This is a genomic window from Stenotrophomonas genospecies 3, from assembly GCF_054473855.1.
The window spans coordinates 85,598-105,812 of sequence record NZ_JBTMUR010000015.1 but is presented as its reverse complement, the minus strand read 5'-3'; the positions used below and the strand labels follow the sequence as shown (position 1 = coordinate 105,812).

The 20,215-nt window shown below is 68.6% G+C and carries 9 protein-coding genes; 2 read left to right on the top strand and 7 right to left on the bottom strand.

The window, feature by feature from the left end:
• Positions 1-20: 20 nt before the first annotated feature.
• Positions 21-7,199 carry an ESPR-type extended signal peptide-containing protein gene (locus ACX9OT_RS18595; protein WP_459003126.1) on the bottom strand — a complete coding sequence of 2,393 codons (7,179 nt, stop codon included), beginning with the start codon at positions 7,197-7,199 and terminating at the stop codon, positions 21-23.
• Positions 7,200-7,637: 438 nt separating this feature from the next.
• A complete protein-coding gene (purL, locus tag ACX9OT_RS18590) occupies positions 7,638-11,522 on the bottom strand; it encodes a phosphoribosylformylglycinamidine synthase (protein ID WP_459003124.1) in 3,885 nt (1,294 codons plus the stop codon).
• A gap of 830 nt (positions 11,523-12,352) precedes the next feature.
• On the opposite strand from purL, the gene ACX9OT_RS18585 reads away from it, so the two are divergent.
• Positions 12,353-14,452: a glycosyl hydrolase family 18 protein gene (locus tag ACX9OT_RS18585; RefSeq protein ID WP_459003122.1), complete on the top strand. Its 2,100-nt coding sequence runs from the start codon at positions 12,353-12,355 to the stop codon at positions 14,450-14,452.
• An 82-nt stretch (positions 14,453-14,534) separates the two neighbouring features.
• On the opposite strand, the gene ACX9OT_RS18580 is transcribed toward ACX9OT_RS18585, so the two are convergent.
• Together ACX9OT_RS18580 and xerD are read right to left on the bottom strand one after the other, a co-directional pair.
• Positions 14,535-15,320, bottom strand: coding sequence for a DsbC family protein (locus ACX9OT_RS18580; protein WP_423163239.1), 786 nt, complete (start codon positions 15,318-15,320; stop codon positions 14,535-14,537).
• A gap of 100 nt (positions 15,321-15,420) precedes the next feature.
• Positions 15,421-16,398 (bottom strand): site-specific tyrosine recombinase XerD, encoded by a 978-nt coding sequence (gene xerD, locus ACX9OT_RS18575; protein WP_423163240.1) that lies wholly within the window; start codon positions 16,396-16,398, stop codon positions 15,421-15,423.
• Positions 16,399-16,454: 56 nt separating this feature from the next.
• Here xerD and ACX9OT_RS18570 point away from each other — a divergent pair, with 56 nt between their 5' ends.
• Positions 16,455-16,946, top strand: a complete 492-nt coding sequence (locus tag ACX9OT_RS18570; protein WP_049461829.1) for an RDD family protein — start codon at positions 16,455-16,457, stop codon at positions 16,944-16,946.
• 54 nt (positions 16,947-17,000) lie between these two features.
• On the opposite strand, the gene ACX9OT_RS18565 is transcribed toward ACX9OT_RS18570, so the two are convergent.
• From ACX9OT_RS18565 to lptF, 3 genes are read right to left on the bottom strand one after another with little or no spacing between them, the layout of a single operon-like run.
• Entirely contained in the window at positions 17,001-17,873 is an 873-nt protein-coding gene (locus ACX9OT_RS18565) for a hypothetical protein (RefSeq protein WP_100437852.1), read from the bottom strand.
• 54 nt (positions 17,874-17,927) lie between these two features.
• The gene (lptG, locus tag ACX9OT_RS18560) at positions 17,928-19,034 is read right to left on the bottom strand and encodes an LPS export ABC transporter permease LptG (RefSeq protein WP_459003118.1); all 1,107 of its coding nucleotides are present in this window, start codon (positions 19,032-19,034) and stop codon (positions 17,928-17,930) included.
• Positions 19,031-20,113 (bottom strand): LPS export ABC transporter permease LptF, encoded by a 1,083-nt coding sequence (gene lptF, locus ACX9OT_RS18555; protein ID WP_032128008.1) that lies wholly within the window; start codon positions 20,111-20,113, stop codon positions 19,031-19,033. Before lptF ends, lptG begins: the two co-directional genes overlap by 4 nt.
• Between the last annotated feature and the right edge of the window lie 102 nt (positions 20,114-20,215).

Here is a 20,215-nt window from a genome sequence, read left to right as displayed (position 1 = left end):
CGCCGGCGCGATGGAGTGGCTTACCAGCCGAAGCCGGCACCGACGCCAACCGAGCTGTCGTCGCTGCTGAAAGCACCGCCGAAGGTCACCGTGGCGCGATCGCTGATCGCACGCTGGTAGCCCAGCGACAACGCCGACTCGCCGCCCTGGAAACCAATGCCGACGCCGACCCGGTTCTGGGTGCGGATACCGGCGGCACTGGTGGCCATGTTGAGCATCGCCGCGCTCATCGCACCCTGGCGGTCGATGCGGCGATCCATGTGGCGCAGGCGTCCGTCGATCTCGCCCTTGAACACATCGAAGCTGTCGGCGACGGCCTGGACGCGGCTGTCGGTGTAGCTGTTGGCTGTGGCCATGCCACGGTCGAGCTGGCCCTTGTTGACCGCATCGGTGGCCGTGGTACCCGCCGCCACATTGGTGACCTGGCGCTCGTTGCCTTCACTGCCCACCGAGACCGTGTTGGCACGATCGGCAACCGAGCCCTGGCCCAGCGCCACCGCGTTCGCCGCGGTGGCATTGGCGCCCTGGCCGATGGCCGTGGACGAAGCGCCACTGGCGACGGCGCCCTCGCCCATGGCGACGGCATTGAAGCCCGTCGCGGGAGTGCCAACCGGAATCCCGGCACCGGCGGCAGCAGCGGTCGGTGTGCCCTGCACACGCGCGGTGCTGGCCGGTGCCGCGTCGGCCGTTGCAGGTGCATCAGCGGTGCTTGCCAGCGGGCTCTCATCCAGCGAGGCACTCATCGCGCGCAGGTTGGCAGTCCCGGCACGCGAGCCACCGGCGGTTCTGCGGTCGATCTCGCTGACCTTGCGGTCCAGCGCGCCGAGCGCATCGCCGACGTTGCTGTAGGTGGCGCCCTGGATCACGTAGTTCGGGGCCACGAACACACCCTGCATGCCGACGCTGGCACCACCGCCGAGGAAGCTGGCGGCATCGCTGAGCGACTGGAACAGCTGGCCGCCGTTGATCGCCTGGCGACTGCCCGCGGCAATGCTGCCGGCACCGACGTTGTCGATGGTGGTGCCCTGGAAACCGGACAGGGTCAGGCGGTCACGGCTGGCGTCGTCGTAGCTGACCGCGCTGGCCGCGGTGGTTTCCACGGTGGCGATGCGCGAATCGAAATCGCCCACGCGCGTTTCCACCGCGCCCACCCGCTGGTTGGTGACGTTGAGCTGGGAGCCGGTGATGGCATCGCTGCTGCCGGCGGCGATGCGGCCATCGGCCACATTGACGATGCGGCGCGTGGCTGGACCATCGGTGCCATTGCCACCGCCGACCGACACCACGTTGGCATCGAGCGCACGCGAGCCCGCACCCAGCGCCACCGAGTTGGCACCAGACGCGCCGGCACTGTTGCCCAGTGCAAGTGCACCGTTGCCGATCGCCATCGCGTTGGCGCCCAGCGCATTGCTGCGTGCGCCGCTGGCACTGGCCGCCGAACCGATCGCGGCGGCATCACTGCCGCTGGCGCTGGCGATACCTGCGCCGGTGGCCTTGACGTAACGTGCCGTGCCATCGGCGGTCGCTGCGACCGCATCAAGCTGGCCGCGATTGACCGCATCGGTGCGCTCGGTACCGGCAGCGACGCGGGTGATCTGACGATCACTGGTGCTGCTGCCCACCGACACGGTGTTGGCACGGTCGGCCACCGAGCCTGCGCCCAGTGCGATGCTGCCGGCCGCCGACGCGTTGGCACTGACACCCACCGCAGTGGCATTGGCGCCGGTGGCCTTGCTGCCGTAACCCACTGCAGTGCCAAGGCGACCACTGGCTTCGGCATAGCTGCCCAGCGCCGAAGCGCCGTCGGCCGAAGCATTGGCGCGGAAACCACTGGCCTGCGACTGGGTGCCGCTGGCCGTGGCCTGCGCGCCGCTGGCAGTGCTGTAAGCGCCCTTGGCCTGGGCGCCGGCGCCGGTAGCACTGGCGCCGAGTTCGCTGGCGCTGGCGCCACTGCCCACGGCTACGCTGTCGACACCAGCAGCCTGCGCCGCGTTGCCGAGCGCCGCCGCATTGTTGCCGGTGGCGAGCGCATCGAAGCCCACGGCCGTGGCATTGGCGGCCATGGCGTTGGCACCGCTGCCCAGCGCGGTGGCGCCATTACCGATGGCGTTGGCCGCGTTGCCAGCAGCCAGTGCATTGTCGCCGTCAACGAGTGCACCGGCCTCGCCATCGGCATTGCCGCTGGCCTGGAACTGCCGGCTGGTCTTGTCGGCGACGCCGGCGACCGCATCCAGCTGGCCCTTGTTCACCGCATCGGTGGCTTCGGTACCGGCTGCGACATGGGTGACCTGGCGCTCACCGCCCGCCTTGCCGACGGCCACAGTGTTGTCACGGTCGGCCTTGGATCCGGCGCCGAGCGCGACGCTGTTGTTGCCATTGGCGGTGGCGTTGGCACCCAGCGCGGTGGCGCTGCTGCCTGCCGCCCACGAATTCCAGCCAATGGCGGTCGCGTAGTCTTCGGTGGCCCATGCACCGGCGCCGAACGCCGCGGCACCGGTGCCACTGGCACGCGACGGGATCAGGCCGAAGAAGGTGCTGCCGCCGATGGCCACGCTCTCCTCGCCACTGGCCTCGCTGGACTGACCCACGGCAACGGCACCGGTACCAGCCGCAGCGGCACCGAAACCGACTGCAGTGGTGTTGGCACCACTGGCTGCCGAGCCGTAGCCCAAGGCAGTGCCGAGGCGACCGCTGGCTTCGGCGTAGCCGCCGACAGCGGTAGTGCCATCGGCAGACGCGGCGCTGCGGAAGCCACTGGCCAGTGCCTGGGTGCCGCTGGCATTGGCTTCAGTGCCCGTGGCCGTGCTGTAGGCACCGCTGGCCTGCGCGCGCGCACCGACCGCGCTTGCACCGACCTCGCTGGCACCGGCACCGCTGCCCAGGGCCAGGCTGTCTTCGCCGGTGGCCTGTGCCGTGCTGCCCAGGGCCGCCGCGTTGCTGCCAGTGGCCAGCGCATCGATGCCCACGGCGGTGGCGTTGGCTGCCAGCGCATTGGCACCGCTGCCGAGTGCGGTGGCACCGTTGCCGATCGCATTGGCGGCGTCACCTGCGGCCAGCGCGTTGTCGCCCTCCACCAGCGCCCCGGTTTCACCATCGGCATTGCCGCTGGCCTGGAACTGCCGGCTGGTCTTTTCCGCTGCCGCGGCTACGGCATCGAGCTGATTCCTGTTGACCGCATCATTGCCCTGGGTGCCGTCGGCCACATTGGTGATCTGGCGGGTATTGCCACCGCCGCCCACCGACACGGTGTTGTCACGGTCGGCAATCGAGTCCGCACCCAGCGCCACGCTGTTGGCACCACGCGATTCGGCGGCGTTGCCCAGTGCGGTGCTGTTGATGCCCCCCGACCAGGCGCCACCACCCACCGCAGTGGAATAGTTACCCGACGCTTCGGTGGCCAGCACGCCAAACAGCGAGCCGCCGACGGCGACACTGTTGGTGCCGGTGGCCATGCTGCCCTGGCCGGTGGCTGTGCTGTAGGCGCCGGACGCTTCCGAGTCGCCACCCACGGCCACGCTGTTGGAGCCGGAGGCGTTGGCGAAGTTGCCGAACGCGGTGGCATTGAAGGCCGAGGCCTGTGCATAGCCACCGATGGCGGTGCTGTAACCGCCGCTGGCTTCGGCACCGATACCGAAGGCCGCCGACGCCGTACCACTGGCTACGCTCTCGCTGCCGACAGCGGTGGCCGCGTCGCCGCTGGCATTGCTGAAGTAGCCCACGGCCACGGCCTCTTCGCCGGACGCTTCGGACAGCACGCCATTGGCAGTGCTACCGGCGCCGCTGGCGATGCTGGCCGCACCGAACGCCGCGCTCTGCTCGCCGCTGGCTTCGCTTTCCGCGCCATGCGCGGTGGCGTACTCGCCCGTGGCCTGTGCGTTGGCACCAACAGCGCTGGCGTTGGCTGCGGTCGCCAACGCATTGAAGCCCAGCGCCTGTGCGTTGCTGGCCAGCGCGTTGGCGCCGCTACCCAGTGCGGTGGCGCCATTGCCGATGGCGTTGGCGGCATCACCGGCCGCCAGTGCGTTGTCACCTTCCACCAATGCACCGGCTACGTCGTCGCCGTTGCCGCTGGCCTGGAAGAAGCGGCTGGTGGTGGTGGCCGTGGTCGCCACCGCATCCAGCTGCGCCTTGTTCACCGCATCGGTGGCCTGGGTGCCGGCGGCGACGTTGGTGACCTGGCGTTCGTTGCCGGCGCTGCCCACCGACACCGTGCGCGCGCGGTTGGCGACCGAACCGGCACCCAGCGCGACCGTGTTGCTGGCGCTGGCATTGCTGCCGGCACCGAGCGCGATCGCACTCTCACCACCGGCCACCGTGTTGGTGCCGATGGCGATGCTGTTGATGCTGTTGCCCAGCGCCTGGAAACCCAACGCCACGCTGTTGTCGCCATAACCGAAGGCACCACGGCCGACCGCTGTGGAGCTGGCGCCGTTGGCCCAGCTGTTGTAACCGATGGACGTTGCGCCGCTGCCACTGGCCCAGGCCGCGTTGCCGAACGCCGAGGCATTGGTGGCAGTGGCCCATGCACCCGAACCGAATGCTGCTGCGCCACTGGCAGTGGCCCAGCTGTATCCGCCTACTGCGGTGCTGTCATCGCTGCTGGCGAATGCGCTGTCGCCGACCGCAACCGCATAGCTGCCGGTGGCGCGCGACTTGCCGCCTGCGGCGAAGCTGTTGTCACCACTGGCCTTGGCCGCGTTGCCGAAGGCGCTGCTGGCAGCCCCGGTGGCCTGCGCGCCGCTGCCGACTGCGGTGGCATCGGCAACAGCGGTGGTGCCCACCTGCTGCGCCGTGCCATCGGCACCGATGATCGGCTGGTTGAACTCGTCGTAGGCCTGGCCGAGGCCACCGATGGCGACACCGCCATTACCGGTGGCCGCGCTGTTGCGGCCCACGGCCACGCTGTCATCGCCGATGGCCGACGCGGCAGCACCCTGCGCGATGGCACCTGCGCCGATCGCATTGCTCGACGAACCTACAGCGATGGAGCCTTCGCCATCAGCCAGTGCGCCAGCATCACTGCCCGCCTCCGGCTGTGCCTGGAAGAAACGCGCGGTGGTGTCGGCAGTGCCGGCCACGGCGTCGAGCTGGGCCTTGTTCACCGCATCGGTGGCTTCGCTGCCCGCAGCGACGCTGGTGATCTGCCGCTCGTTGCCGGCGCTGCCGACGGCCACGCTGTTGGCGCGCACCGCTTCGGAGTTGGCCCCGAGCGCGACACTGTTGGCGCCGCGCGCAGTGGCGTAGTAGCCCACGGCCGTGCTCTGCGCACCGCTCGCCCAAGTCTGCGCGCCGAGGGCACTGGCGTTCTCGCCCGGTGCATAGGCGAAGTAGCCGACCGCGGTCGCTTCGGCGCCGGAGGCTTCGCTGAGGCTGCCGTTGGCCACGGCACGGTCGCCACTGGCGATGGCACCGGCACCGACGGCGGTGGCGGCTTCGCCACTGGCCTGGGTCTGCACGAAGAAGCCCAGGCCGGGGATCAGGTCAGCCGGACCACCGATGGCGACGCTGCTGGTGCCCGTCGCGTTGCTCTGCGTACCCAGCGCGGTGGAGTAGTCACCGATGGCATTGGCCACGGCGCCGAAGGCCGACGCCTGCGCACCGGCCGCATAGGCGCCGACGCCGTAGGACGACGCCGCAAAACCACTGGCTTCGGCACTGGCGCCGACCGCAGTGCCGCCGACGCCTGCGCTGGTTGCGCCGGTTTCCACCGGCACGCCGCCGCTGGTGATCAGCGGGTTGCCGTCGGCATCCACCGCCGCGCCACCCACGGCAACGCTGCCCGGACCGTTGGCCTGCGCGTTGTTGCCGAACGCGGCACTGTTCTGGCCCGAGGCCAGCGCGTTGTTGCCAACGGCAGTGGCGTTCTGCGCGATGGCGGTGGCGCCGGCACCGACTGCCGTGGTGCCGTTGCCGATGGCATTGGCGGCCTCGCCGGCCGCCAGCGCCTCGTCGCCCTCGGCCAGTGCACCGGCATCGCTGTTGCTGCTGCCGTTAGCCTGGAAGCGCTTGGCGGTGGCATCGGCCACGGCGGCAACGTCCTTCAGCTGACCGACATTGACTGCATCGTTGTCTTCGGTGCCTGCGGCCACGCTGGTGATCTGCCGGGTCAGGCCGTATTCGGCGGCACCAACGGACACGGTATCGACGCGGTCGGCCAGCGAGCCCGCGCCGAGCGCCACGCTGCCGGTGGCCACCGCCGCGGAATTCGAACCCAGCGCGGTGCTGTATTCACCGACGGCGGTGCTGAACGCACCCACCGCGATCGATGCTTCGTTGGCTGCGGTAGCGCCGCGGCCCAGCGCGGTGCTGCCCGGGCCCATCGCCACGGCACCGCCGCCAACAGCGGTGGCGCCATCGGCAGTCGCTTCGGACAGCGCACCCAGTGCGGTGGCTGCGCCGTTCTCGCTGGCGGCGGTCGCGCTTGCGCCAACCGCGGTGTCGCCGAGACCGAAGGCCGCAGCGCTCTGCCCGACCACCACGCTGGCATCGCCGATTGCCAAGGCGCCCTGGCCGAACGCGCTTGCGCCCAGGCCCGCGGCAATGGCCTGGGTACCGATGGCAGTGGTGGCATTGGCCAGCGACTGTGCGCCGGCACCGGCCGCGACTGCGCCCTGCCCGTCGATCTTCGCCGCGTCGCTGTCATCGCCTGCGCCATCGGCCTTGAAATAACGGTTGCCATCTGCGGCAACGTCGGCCAGCGCAGCCTGAGTGGCGCGCGCCTGCGCGTCCAGCTGCGCCTTGTTCACCGCATCGGTGGCCTGGCTGCCTGCGGCAACATTGGTGATCTGCCGTTCCTTGCCGGTATCACCCACGGACACCGTGTTGGCACGCGTGGCCTTGGAGCCGGCGCCCAGCGCTACGCTGTTGGCCGCACTGGCGCTGCTGTTGCTGCCGATCGCCACCGCGTTGCTGCCCTTGGCCGTGGCCGAGCCTTCGATCAGGCACTTTTCGAGCAGCTTGCCGCTGAATGCCACGCAGGTGGCGCTGCCGCCGATCTGCACCGACTGTGCTGCGGCGATACCGCTCATGCCCAATCCCAATACCAGGCCCAGTGCCATCGCCAACCTTGCGGGCGCAGCCTGCGTTGCATCGCGGCGCTGGTCGACGACCCCGCCGCCGCTGTCGGAGGAGGCCAGTTCCGAGGCCACCACCAACTGACCCAATGCTTTGTTCCAGACCTTGCGATAAATCCGATTCATCGGTACGGCTCCTGATTGGACTGGTTTTGGGCAAAGCAACGCCACCGCTGGGCTTTCCGGCCCAACGTCCCCTGGGGGCGTTTATTCGCGTGATTTACTGCGGGGTATTGCCGAACGGCGCGCAGCGACAGAAAACCGAGCGCGTGCGCCAAGCGGTTACTGCGAAATGAATGATTCTGAAACGGGGTTCAAGTGTTAACGGCAACTTTGCAGATCGTCAAGACTTTGACACAGCAAATCCTATTGCCGTGAAGCACATCACTATTTCACGTGTTTATGAAATGATTTTGTTATGCATGCGTGACGATTCCTCGACGCATGAAAATGCATGTAACTAGCGGTCGCGACTGGAGTTTCAAGCGCGCAAAGAAAAACCCGCCGATCAACGGCGGGTTTTTCCATACGCGATGGCATTGAGGCCTGCGCGATGCAGTGCGATCAGCCGCACCACACCCGCGCGTTGCGGAACATGCGCATCCACGGCGAATCGCCCTGCCACTCGGCCGGAGCCCAGCTCAGGTTGAGCGCGCGCGGGGTGCGTTCCGGGTGCGGCATCATGATGGTGACGCGGCCGTCACTGCTGGTCAGGCCGGTGATGCCGTCCGGCGAACCGTTCGGATTCAGCGGGTACTGGCTGGCGACGTTGCCATTGCCATCGATGTAGCGCAGCGAGACGCGTGCGGCGGCCTGGTCGACGGCGTTGTCGAACACCGCCTGGCCTTCACCATGCGCCACCGCCACCTGCAGGCGCGAGCCGGCCATGCCACGCAGCAGGATCGACGGCGATTCCACCACCTCCAGCAGCGCGGTACGGGCTTCGAACTGCTCGCTGGCGTTGCGGCGGAACTGCGGCCAGTGCTCGGCCCCCGGAATGATGCCCTTCAGCTGGCTCATCATCTGGCAGCCGTTGCACACGCCCAGCGCGAAGCTGTCCTCGCGGGCGAAGAACGCAGCGAAGGCATCACGCAGCGCGCTGCGCTCCAGGATCGAGGTGGCCCAGCCACGGCCGGCACCGAGCACGTCGCCGTAGCTGAAGCCACCACAGGCGACCAGGCCGGTGAAGTCCTGCAGGGCCACGCGGCCTTCGATCAGGTCGCTCATATGCACGTCGAAGGCGCGGAAGCCGGCACGTTCGAAGGCGTTGGCCATTTCAATCTGGCCGTTCACGCCCTGCTCGCGCAGCACGGCCACGCGCGGGCGCGCACCGGTGCTGATGAACGGCGCCGCCACGTCTTCGTTGAGGTCGAAGCTGAGCTTGGGCTTCAGGCCCGGCGCCGTGAAGGAACGCGCAATCTCGCGCTCAGCGTCGGCGTTGGCCGGGTTGTCGCGGCGCTTCTGCATCGCGTGGGTGACCGACCACCAGGCGTCGAACAGCGCGTCCCAGCGCCACTCGGCCAGGTTCTCGCCGCCCAGCGACACGCGCACCACCGGTGCGGTGGTCGGCTTGGCGATGCGCTGTGCGCATTCGGTCAGTGCGTGGCGTTCGACCAGGTCGGCGAACGCAGCACGGTCTTCGCGCGCGATCTGCACCACCGCACCCAGTTCTTCATTGAACAGGCTGCGGAACGGATCATCGCCCCAGGCATCGAGAGTGATGTCCAGGCCCAGGCGCGAGGTGAAGGCCATTTCGCACAGCGCAGCGAAGGCGCCGCCGTCGCTGCGGTCGTGATAGGCCAGCAGCAGGCCGGACTGGCGCGCATCGCGGATCAGTTCAAAGAAGCCACGCAGGCGCTGCGGGTCGTCCAGGTCCGGCGCGGCACCGGCGAAGGCCGGCAGATCGCCGTGGTCGGCATGCACCTGGGCCAGGATCGAACCGCCCAGGCGCTGCTTGCCGGCGCCCAGGCCGATCAGCCACAGCTCGCTGTCCACGTCGCGGTCGAGCAGCGGCGTCAGCTGCTGGCGCACGTCAGCCACCGGCGCAAACGCCGAGATCACCAGTGACACCGGCGACACACTCTTGTGCGCTTCGCCCTGGTCGTGCCACTGCGCCTGCATCGACAGCGAGTCCTTGCCCACCGGGATGCTGATGTCCAGCTGCGGGCACAGTTCCATGCCCACCGCCTTCACCGCGTCGTACAGCAGCGCGTCTTCGCCGGGGTGGCCGGCCGCGGCCATCCAGTTCGCCGACAGCTTGATTTCATCCAACGCATCGACCGGGGCCGCGCACAGGTTGGTCAGCGCTTCGCCCACCGCCATGCGTGCCGACGCAGCGGCGTCGAGCAGGGCCAGCGGGGTGCGCTCGCCGATCGACATCGCTTCGCCGGCCACGCCGTCGAAGTCGGCCAGGGTGATCGCCACGTCGGAAACCGGCAGCTGCCACGGGCCGACCATCTGTTCGCGTGCGGTCAGGCCGCCGACGCTGCGGTCACCGATGGTGACCAGGAAGTTCTTCGAAGCGACCGTCGGGTGCGCCAGCACGCGAAGGCCGGCTTCCTGCAGGTCCAGGCCGCCGGTCTTCAGCGCTGGCCAGCGCGGGGCCGGCGGGTGCGCGGTGTCGCGGTGCATCTTCGGCGGCTTGCCGAACAGCACGTCCATCGGCAGATCAATCGGCGCATCGGCCGGGGTGTGGCCCGGCACGGCACCGTAGGCCACCACCAGGTGTTCCTCGGCAGTCGCCACGCCAACCGCAGCGAACGGGCAGCGCTCGCGGGCACACAGCGCGGCGAACTCGGCCAGGCGCTCCTGGGCCACGCCGAGCACGTAGCGTTCCTGCGATTCGTTGCACCACAGCTGCATCGGCGACAGCGACGGGTCATCGGTGGGCACCTTGCCCAGGTCGATGACACCACCGACGTTCGAGTCGTGCAGCAGTTCGGGGATGGCATTGGACAGGCCACCTGCACCGACGTCATGGAAGAACTTGATCGGGTTGTTGGCACCCATTGCCACGCAGCGGTCGATGACCTCCTGGCAGCGACGCTCCATTTCCGGGTTGTCGCGCTGCACGCTGGCGAAGTCCAGGTCCTCGGCGCTTTCACCGGAGGCCACCGAACTGGCGGCGCCGCCGCCCAGGCCGATCAGCATCGCCGGGCCACCGAGCACGATGACCGCATCACCGGCCTGCAGCGGGATCTTGTCAACCTGTACGCGATCGATCGCGCCGAGGCCACCGGCCAGCATGATCGGCTTGTCGTAGGCGCGGACCAGATCGGCGCCTTCCGGCAGCTCGAAGCTGCGGAAGTAGCCGAGCAGGTTCGGGCGGCCGAATTCGTTGTTGAACGCAGCGCCGCCCAGCGGGCCGTCAGTCATGATTTCCAGCGCCGGCGCCATGCGCGGGTTCAGCGCGCGCGGCGCTTCCCACGGCTGCGGCAGTTCCGGAATGCGCAGGTGCGAGACCGAGAAACCGGACAGGCCCGCCTTCGGCTTGCCACCGCGGCCGGTTGCGCCTTCGTCGCGGATCTCGCCACCGTTGCCGGTCGATGCGCCCGGGAACGGCGCGATCGCGGTCGGGTGGTTGTGCGTTTCCACCTTGATCTGGAACGCGCTGGGCACCTGTGCTTCGCGGCGGTATTCGCCACTGGCCGGGTCCGGGCGGTAACGCGAGGCCGGATGGCCTTCAATCACCGCCGCATTGTCGCTGTACGCGCTGAGCGTGTGCTGCGGGGTCTGCTGGTGGGTGTTCTTGATCATCCGGAACAGCGAGCGGTCCTGCTCCTGACCGTCGATGGTCCAGCTGGCGTTGAAGATCTTGTGCCGGCAGTGCTCGGAATTGGCCTGCGCGAACATCATCAGTTCGACGTCGGACGGCGCGCGGCCCAGCGCGGTGAAGCGTTCGCGCAGGTAGTCGATCTCGTCCTGGGCCATGGCCAGGCCGAGGCGCTGGTTGGCGGCCTCCAGCTGGTCCACCGGCACGCGTTCCAGTTCGCCACGGGCCGGCGCCGAGAACAGCGCCTGGCCCTGCCCCACGGTCTCCAGCACCGACTGCGTCATCGGGTCGTGCAGCGCCTTGACCAGCGCCTGCTGGGCGGCGGCATCGGCCGGCCAGCCCTGCACGTCGATGCGCAGGCCGCGCTCGACCCGGCTCACCGGCTGCCCGGCACCACGGACCAGCTCGGTGGCCTTGCTCGACCACGGCGACAACGTGCCCAGGCGCGGCACCACGATGCGGCTGACCGCGCCTTCGGCCAGGGCCTCGGCCTGCGGCGCAGCTTCGAGGATGCGGCACAGCGTGGTCAGGTCGGGGGCGGAGCTGCCTTCGGGCTGCACGAAGTAGACGTGCCAGGCACCGCTGATGCGCAGGGAGGGCGCGATGGACTGCAGGCGGGATTCAAGACGTTCGCGGCGGAACGGCGACAGGGCGGGCGCGCCCTCGAGGACCATCATGTCCGGGGAACCGTAGTTGGGAAACGGGCCCGACATTGTACCGGAAGCGGGGGAAGGGCTTTGGCCGGGCGGCGCCCGGCACCCGCCTAGGCCAGGGCAACGGCAACAGCAACAGCAGTTGCCAAAGCAAAAACAGGATTTCCGTGGGATGGCGGGGTGGGTCCGGTGGCGGGGGACGCCGTAAACCCATCCCTGGGGGGGCTTGGCCGCGGCATCCATGCCGCGGACACCCCCGCCACCGGACCCACCCCGCCTTCGACAGATTTCCGCGATCTGCGGTAGATCCACGCCATGCGTGGACGCTCCCCGGTAGTGCCGGCCGCTGGCCGGCAACCAGGAAATGTCAGAAATCAGGCATTGAAGAGCGAAGCGACCGGCTTTTGCTTTTGATTTCTTGTTCTGTCTTTCGTGGCTGGCCGCGCAGGAACCTGTCCGTGGTCGGGCGGGTGGGCTCAGGCGGGGTGTCCGCGGCATGGATGCCGCGGCCAAGCCCCCATGGACGGGTTCACGGCGTCCCCGCCTGAGCCCACCCGCCCGGCCAACCCCCAGAAATCCGCTGTTCGCGGCAAGCCCCAGCCACGAGGGGGCTCCGCCGACGGCCGCCGACCGCGCGCCAGCGCCGCTTTCCGCCCAAATCCCCGAACCATGCGCTTGCTCACGGATTGACCACACGATTGATGACAACGTTGTCCCTACCTGGCGCCGGACTCTCTCCCCGGCCTCCCAGGTACCTCCGTCCGGCCCCTCCGTCGCCTTCCCGGGCGATGCCCGGACCTGCGTCACGCGCGGCGCCATCGGGGCCCGCGCGCCCTTTGATCGGAGACTTACCCATGTACGACCCGATTGTGCGCAGTGCCGAACGTTCGACCCGAAGCTGTCGTCCCCACCGCCTGGCCTGGCTGCTTGCCCTGGCCGCCGGTGCCGCCGCCCTGCCCGGCCTGGCGCAGGCCGCCAGCTGTGCCGGGGTGGCCCAATGGGACCAGGCCAAGATCTACCGGGCCGGCGATACCCTGCAGAAAGGAGGCGTCCTCTATCGGGCGAACCAGGACATCTGGAACGCGCCGCCGGACCATCCGGCCGGTGCGCCCTACTACACCAACCTCGGCGCCTGCGATGGCAGCGGCGCCAACCAGCCGCCGGTGGTCAGCCTGACCTCGCCGGCCAACGGCGCCACCTTCAGTGCCGGCAGCACGGTCAACGTGACTGCCAACGCCAGTGATCCGGACGGCAGCGTCGCCAAGGTCGAGTTCTTCCGCGATGGCAGCACGCTGGGCGTGGCCACCAGTGCGCCGTACGCGGCCAGCTGGGCCAATGCCAGCGCCGGCAGCCACACCCTGCGCGCGGTGGCCACTGACAACAACAACGCCACCAGCAGCACCGCGACCATCACCATCACCGTCAACGCCGCCGGTGGCGATACCACCGCACCGAGCGTGCCGGGCGGGCTGGCGGTCGGTACGAGCACCGCCAACAGCATCGCACTCAGCTGGAACCCGTCCATCGACAACACCGGCGGCAGCGGCGTGGCCGGCTACGACGTGTACCGCAACGGCAGCCTGGTCGGTTCACCGTCCAGTGCCAGCTATGTCGACGGCGGGCTGACTGCCTCCACCACCTACCGCTACCGCGTGCGCGCCCGCGACAACGCGGGCAATGCGTCGGCACAGGGCACCGAGATCAGCGCCACCACGCTGGCCGGTGACGGTGGCACCACCGGCAAGCGGGTCATCGGCTACTTCACCCAGTGGGGCATCTACGGCCGCAACTACCGGGTCAAGAACATCGACAGCAGCGGCTCGGCCGCACGCCTGACCCACATCAACTACGCGTTCGGCAACGTGCGCAACAACCGCTGCGAAGTGGGCATCACCCAGCCGTCGGATCCGAACAGCGGTGCCGGTGGCGACGCCTTCGCCGACTACACCAAGGCCTTCAGTGCCGCCGAGAGTGTCAGCGGCAGCGCCGATACCTGGGACCAGCCGCTGCGCGGCAACTGGAACCAGCTCAAGCAGCTCAAGGCCAAGTACCCGGGCATGAAGGTGCTGATCTCGCTCGGTGGCTGGACCTGGTCGCGCGGCTTCTCCAGCGCAGCGCGCCCGGAAAACCGCCAGGCCTTTGTCGCCTCGTGCATCGACGCCTACATCAAGGGCAACCTGCCGGTGACCGACGGTGCCGGCGGCGCCGGTGCGGCGCTGGGCGTGTTCGACGGCATCGACATCGACTGGGAATACCCGGTGGCCTGCGGCATCGAATGCGGCAAGCCGGAGGACAACGCCAACTTCACCGCGCTGATGGCCGAGTTCCGCCGCCAGCTCGATGCGGTGCGTCCGGGCCTGTTGCTGACGGTGGCGGTGGGTGCCGGCATCGACAAGATCCGCGTCACTGATCCGGCCGCGTACCACCCGTACCTGGACTACATCAACGTGATGACCTACGACTTCCACGGCGCGTGGGATGCGAAGACCAATCACCAGTCGGCGCTGTTCGATTCGCCGAATGATCCGTCCACCGGCGACCAGAAGCTCTACAACAGCAACGACGCCATCGAGGCCTTCATCAGCCGTGGCGTGCCCGCCGCCAAGCTCAACCTGGGCATCGGCTACTACGGGCGTGGCTGGACCGGTGTGACCAACGCCAACAACGGCCTGTACCAGACCGCGACCGGTGCCGCCCCGGGCACGTATGAAGCCGGCATCGAAGACTGGAAGGTGCTGAAGAACCTGGCGTGGCCGGGCTACACCGACAACACGGCCGGTGCCACCTGGATCTACAACGGCAGCACGCTGTGGAGCTTCGATACCCCGGCCAACATCACCCGCAAGATGGGCTACGTGAAGACCCAGGGCCTGGGCGGCGCGTTCGTCTGGGAGTTCAGCGGTGACGATGCGCAGGGCACGCTGACCAAGGCGGTCAGTGATGGCCTGAAATAAGAGAAAAGCCGGGGATGCGACACGCATCCCCGGCCTCGTTCGATTGATGCATCCGCCGGGCATGGCCCGGCGGCATTCCCGGTCAGCGCTTGGCCGACAGCTTTTCCAGCGCCGCACGCAGCTGCGCCGGCGGCAGGTAACCGCCCAGCTGGGTGCCATCCGGCGCGAAGATCGCCGGCGTGCCGTTCACGCCCAACTGCTGGCCCAGCGCGTACTGCATCGCCACCGGGTTGGTGCAGTTCTTGGCCGGCACACTGCCACCGCGCTTGGCGTTGGTCAGGGCCTGGCGGCGATCCGCTGCACACCAGACCGAAATCATGTCGGTGTAGTCCTTGCTGCCCAAGCCCATGCGCGGGAATGCCAGGTACTCGACCGAGATGCCGTTGCGGTTGAGCTCTGCGATGTCCTGATGCAGCTTGCGGCAGTAGCCGCACTCGATGTCGGTGAACACGCTGATGGTGTACTTGGCATTGGGCGCAGCGAATACGATGCGGTCGCCGTGGTTGGCCTTGGCCAGCAGATCGCGGCGGTAGCCGAGCAGGCCTTCGCTGTTGGCCGGGCCCTTGGCACGCGTGTCGTAGGGCTGCGACTGGAACAGGTAGCGGCCATCGTCGGACACGTACAGCAACTGGCCGGAGACCACGACCTCGCGGAAGCCGGGGAACGGCGCAGCGCCGATGTAGTCCACCTGGAAGCCGGGATTCAGGGCGGTCAGCGCGGCGCGTACGGCCTGGTCGGCCGAAGCGTTGGCGGCCGGGGCGGCCTTGGCCGCAGCCGCGGCGGGTGCCTTGGCGACCGGCGGAGCCGGCTGAGCGCAGGCGGTCAGGCTGAGCGCACCGAACACGGCGGCGATGGCAAATCGGAGCATGGAGCGGTCCGCGACAGAAGAAGACCCCGGATTCTGACACAGCCGCCGCTACCGGGCCGCGACACTGCCCACCGCCCGAGGCCGGGGTTCAGGCCGCTGCTCAGCCGCGCGGATGGTGGCGCGCGTGCAGCTTCTGCAGGTGTTCGCGGGCCACCAGGGTGTAGATCTGGGTGGTGGACAGCGAGCTGTGGCCGAGCAGCATCTGCAGCGCGCGCAGGTCAGCGCCACGGTTGAGCAGGTGGGTGGCGAAGCTGTGGCGCAGGCCATGCGGGCTGATCCGCACCGGGTCGATACCGGCCACCTGCGCGTGGCGCTTGACCAGGTGCCAGAAGGCCTGCCGGGTCAGCGCATGCAGCGTCGGCTCGACGAACAACGGCGTCTGCCCATCGGCCAGTGCCTGCACCCTGCCCCTGCCGACCAGCTGCGGCCGCGACTGCTGCAGGTAGCGTTCCAGCCAGTGCTGCGATTCCTCGCCCAGCGGCACCAGCCGCTCCTTGCTGCCCTTGCCCGTGACCCGCAGCACGCCCTGGCGCAGGTTGACTGCCGTGGCCGGCAGCAGCACCAGCTCGCTCACGCGCAGGCCGGCGGCATACATCAGCTCCAGCATGGCGCGATCGCGCAGGCCCAGCGGACTGTCGATGTCCGGCGCCGCCAGCAGTGCGTCGATCTGGCTTTCGGCCAGCGCCTTCGGCAACAGCCGCGGCAGCTTCGGCGGGTCCAGCAGTGCACTGGGGTCCTCGCTGCGTTCACCACGGCGCACGCCATCGGCGAAGAACGCGCGCAGCGCCGACAGCAGGCGCGCATTGCTGCGCGGCGACCAGCCATGCCGGGTGCGCCAGGCCAGGTAATCGAACAACCCCGGGCGCTCGATGCCGGCCAGGCCACCGTCGCGTCCATCCATCCAGCGCGCCAGCCCTTCCAGGTCGCGCCGGTAGCTGTCGAGGGTGGCGCGGGCCAGGCCGTTCTCGGCCCAGATCGCATCGAGGAAGCGCTGGATGCGCGCGCTGTCGTCGGCGCGCAGCTCGGGCAGTTGCTGCACCAGCTGGCGGCGTTCGGCGGGGGTGGAAACAAGGGCCATGGGTGCAGGATACGAGGGCCACTGCGGGCGCGGCCAGCTTTGCGTATGCTCGGCGCATGTCCCGCCCCGCCACCGACACGGCCCCTGCGGCCGCTACCGAAATGCCCCGCCCACGTGCCTTGTTGGCCTGGCGCGTGCTGGCGATGGTCTACGACGCACTGCCGGTGCTGGCGCTGTGGATGCTGGCCGGCACGCTGTTCACCCTCGCCTACACCTTCAGCGGCCACGCGCAGCGCGAGAACATCGCACCGTTCAGTGCCTGGCAGTGGCTGCTGTGGGCGGTGTGCTGGGGAATCACGGGGTGGTACGCCACGGCCAGCTGGCGCCGTGGCGGACAGACGCTGGGCATGCGACCGTGGCGGCTGAAACTGCAATCGAGCGATGGCACGCCGCTGCGGCGCGGCCAACTGTGGCTGCGCTTCGCGGTGGGCTCACTGTCGCTGCTGCTGGGTGGACTGGGGTTCTGGTGGGCATGGGTCGACCGCGACCGCCTGACCTGGCACGACCGCGCCAGCGGCACCCGCCTGATGCGCATGCCGAAGCGGTGATGCACCACGTGTAGAGCCGAGCATGGACTCGGCTCTACACGATCAACGCAGCGATCAGCCGGCTGGCGCCGGGTCCGGCAGGATCACCGCCGGCTGCGTCCAGAGGTCGAAGAAGGCGGACGCAAACGCATTGGCCTGCACATCATCGGCCACCGGCGACTGTCCGCTCAACTGCGCACGGGTCTTCACGAACTCCTGCCACAGTTTCAGGCTGGCCTTCTTCAGGCGCTTCTGCTCGCCTGCATCGGTTGCGGCAAGGTACTGCGCGTACAGCTCGCGCATCGGTTTGCCCTGGGCCTCATAGGCCGCCGGAAGCGGCGGCAGCTGGGCGGCAGTGAAAGCCACCGATGCTGCCGGCGGCCGGTAGCCATCCGGCCCGAAAGCCTCCTTCAGCTCGTCCCCGGCATCCAGGTATTCGAAGAAGCCAGGCACATTGTAGAGCTTGGTCCGGTAGTCGGACGAGGTATCCGGGCTGCTGGAGACCACCGTGTCAGGCAGTTCGTCCTTCAGTCCTGCGTCCCAACGGCGCGGAATGAAGAAGCCGGTCGCCTTCACGTAGGGACCCTCGATCTCCACATCGTTCAGTTCGATCTTCGATGCCAGGTTGCCGGTATTGGTTTTGCTGGTGACGTACTGCTCGGTGACGATCACGTACTCGGCCATGGCCGGGTTGATCAGCCCGCCGATCCCGTCGGCGTAGACAACCATGCGTACGCTGCCGATCTTCTCGCTCTGCAGCCGGTACTGGCCCGGCTCCAGGACCAGGGGCATGGAGGTATGCGGCGGCAGGGTATGCACCTGCTGGTCGACCGACAAGGTCAGCGGTGCATCCGTCGGGTTGTCGATCTCGAAGTCGACGGTGGACCGGCTGCAGCCGGCAGAAAGCAGCACGGCCGCGATGTACGGCAGAAAGCGTTGGAAGCTCATGTTCGTCCTTGAAGTGAAACGGAAACAGCCGGGCCTTGCCCGGCTCCCTGGGAATCAACCCGATTTGCGCCGGAACAGCAGTCCGGACACCGCCAGCATCACGATCGGTGGCAGCGCATAGGCAATGCGGTAATCGAACTTCAGCGCGCCGGCCATGCGGCCGAAGAACAGCTGCAGCAGCCAGAAGCCCAGCGCGAACAGGATGCCCAGGAACAGGCGCTTGCCCATGCCGCCGCTGCGCAGCGAACCGAACGCGAACGGCACCGCCGCCAGGCACAGCGCCAGCACGTTCAACGGGTAGAACCAGCGGCTCCAGTACACGTCCTCGAAGTCACGCGCGTCCAGCCCGTTGCGCTGCCGGTAGGTGATGCTGGTGCTCAGTTCGGCGAGGCTGAGGTTGCGCGGCTTGGCGATGCCGGTGGCCAATGCGGCCGCATCCAGCTTCGAATTCCACGGTTCGCGCGCCACTTCCTCACGCGTGGCCGAGCGTTCACCAAAGGTGTCCCGGCGCACGCCCGTCAATACCCAGCCATCCTTGTCATGCTCGACGGTGGCAGCATGGGTCAGCGAGGCGATCCGGCCGTCTTCAGCGATGTGATACAGGCGCACGTCGCGCAGGATCAGGCGCGTGCCCTTGTCGCCAACCAGCTGCTCCTCGCCGCTCTGCGCGTTGAGGAAGGTATCGCCCTCGCGTGCCCACAGGCCCGAGTAGCGGCTGGTGGCGATATCCCGCCCCCACTTGGCGCTGGACTTCAACGCATCGGCGCGGTCCTGGCCCCAGGGGCCCAGGGTCTCGGCGCTGAACACCATCACCGCGGTCAGCAGCGACAGCGCAATCGCCACTGAAACGCTCAGGCGCTTGCGCGACAGGCCCAGCGCACGCAGCGCGGTCAGCTCCGAGGTCGCTGCCAGCTGGCCCAGGCCCATCAGTGCACCGATCACCGCGGCGGTGGGGAACATGGTGTAGGCGCGGCGTGGCACCGTGTACAGCACCCATGCGGCGGCATGGCCCAGCGTGTAGCCGTTCTTGCCGATGTCCTTGAACTCGCCGGAGAACGCCATCACCACGTCCAGGCCAACCAGCACGGCCCAGGTCAGCAGCACCGTGGTGAACACCGACCGGCCCAGGTACAGGTCGAAACGCATCGGGCGCAGCCTCATGCGCGGGCTCCCTTCGGGCGGCCCAGGCGGCCATCACGTGCATACATCCAGATTGCCAGCGCCAGCAACGGCAGAGTCAACCACCACAGGCCGAGCGCTGGGGGGATCTTGCCGTTGGCGATCCAGCCGCTGCCGATGAACATCAGATTGGTACCGACCATGTAGGCCATCAGCGCCAGCATCATGCGGCCGTAGCGCTGCTGGCGCGGCGAGCTGCGGCCCAGCGGCACGGTCAGCAGGGCGAACGCCAGCGCGATCAGCGGCGGCGCCAGGCGGCGGTGCAGCTGCGCCTGCGCCTGCGGACGCTCATCGCCGATCAGCTGCAGGGTCGGCATCAGTTCCGGGTCATCCTCGGTGCGGGTCTGCGCGCCATCGGGCAGGGCCACGTCATTGCGGGCAAAGGTCGCCAGGCGGTAGTCCAGGCCACCAGCCACCGGCCCTTCCACCTGGTGGCCGTCATCCAGCTCCAGGAAGCGCTGACGGGTGCCCTCGAAGAACATGCGGCCGCCATTGGCCGACACCACCTCCAGGCGGTCATCCTTCTGGCGCTGCAGGAACACCTTGCCCAGCTGGGTGCCATCGGGCGAGATCGAGGACAGGTAGACCACGCCGCCATTGGGCAGCGGGGTGAAGCGGCCCGGCTCCAGACCGGCCATCAGCACGCTGCGGTTGGCCTCGATGATCATCTGCTCGGCCACCCGGCCGGCCCACGGGCCCAGCCACAGCGAGCAGGCGCCCACCAGTGCCACCACCGGCACCACCAGCATCAGCAGTGGCCGCAGCAGTCGCTTGGGGCCGACACCAATGGCGGTGATCACTGCCATTTCCGAGTCGCGGTACAGGCGCGCGATGGCCAGCAGCAGGCCCAGCATCAGCGCCAGCGGCAGGATCAGCGGCAGGTAGGCGATGAACTGCAGGCCCAGCTGCGAGAACAGCAGCTTGGCCGGCAGGCGCCCGTCGGCGATGTTGCCGAGGATGTCCACCAGCACGCCGCCCACGCTGACCACCAGCAGGACGATCAGGGTAGCCAGGAAACTCTGGACGAAATCGCCCAGCAGGTATCGGTCGAGCTTCAGCATGGGGCGGTGGTTTAAACTCTGGGGTTCGTTCGCGGTGCCGCCCAGTCTACTGTCTGGGCGTAAACGGCCTGCGATTGTACGGACTCGCCAATGGAATCTGCT

Excerpts from the sequence above, each read along its gene's own strand:
- ACX9OT_RS18595 (WP_459003126.1), bottom strand. The coding sequence starts at position 7,199 with ATGAATCGGATTTATCGCAAGGTCTGGAACAAAGCATTGGGTCAGTTG.
- purL (WP_459003124.1), bottom strand. The coding sequence starts at position 11,522 with ATGATGGTCCTCGAGGGCGCGCCCGCCCTGTCGCCGTTCCGCCGCGAA.
- ACX9OT_RS18585 (WP_459003122.1), top strand. The coding sequence starts at position 12,353 with ATGTACGACCCGATTGTGCGCAGTGCCGAACGTTCGACCCGAAGCTGT.
- ACX9OT_RS18580 (WP_423163239.1), bottom strand. The coding sequence starts at position 15,320 with ATGCTCCGATTTGCCATCGCCGCCGTGTTCGGTGCGCTCAGCCTGACC.
- xerD (WP_423163240.1), bottom strand. The coding sequence starts at position 16,398 with ATGGCCCTTGTTTCCACCCCCGCCGAACGCCGCCAGCTGGTGCAGCAA.
- ACX9OT_RS18570 (WP_049461829.1), top strand. The coding sequence starts at position 16,455 with ATGTCCCGCCCCGCCACCGACACGGCCCCTGCGGCCGCTACCGAAATG.
- ACX9OT_RS18565 (WP_100437852.1), bottom strand. The coding sequence starts at position 17,873 with ATGAGCTTCCAACGCTTTCTGCCGTACATCGCGGCCGTGCTGCTTTCT.
- lptG (WP_459003118.1), bottom strand. The coding sequence starts at position 19,034 with ATGAGGCTGCGCCCGATGCGTTTCGACCTGTACCTGGGCCGGTCGGTG.
- lptF (WP_032128008.1), bottom strand. The coding sequence starts at position 20,113 with ATGCTGAAGCTCGACCGATACCTGCTGGGCGATTTCGTCCAGAGTTTC.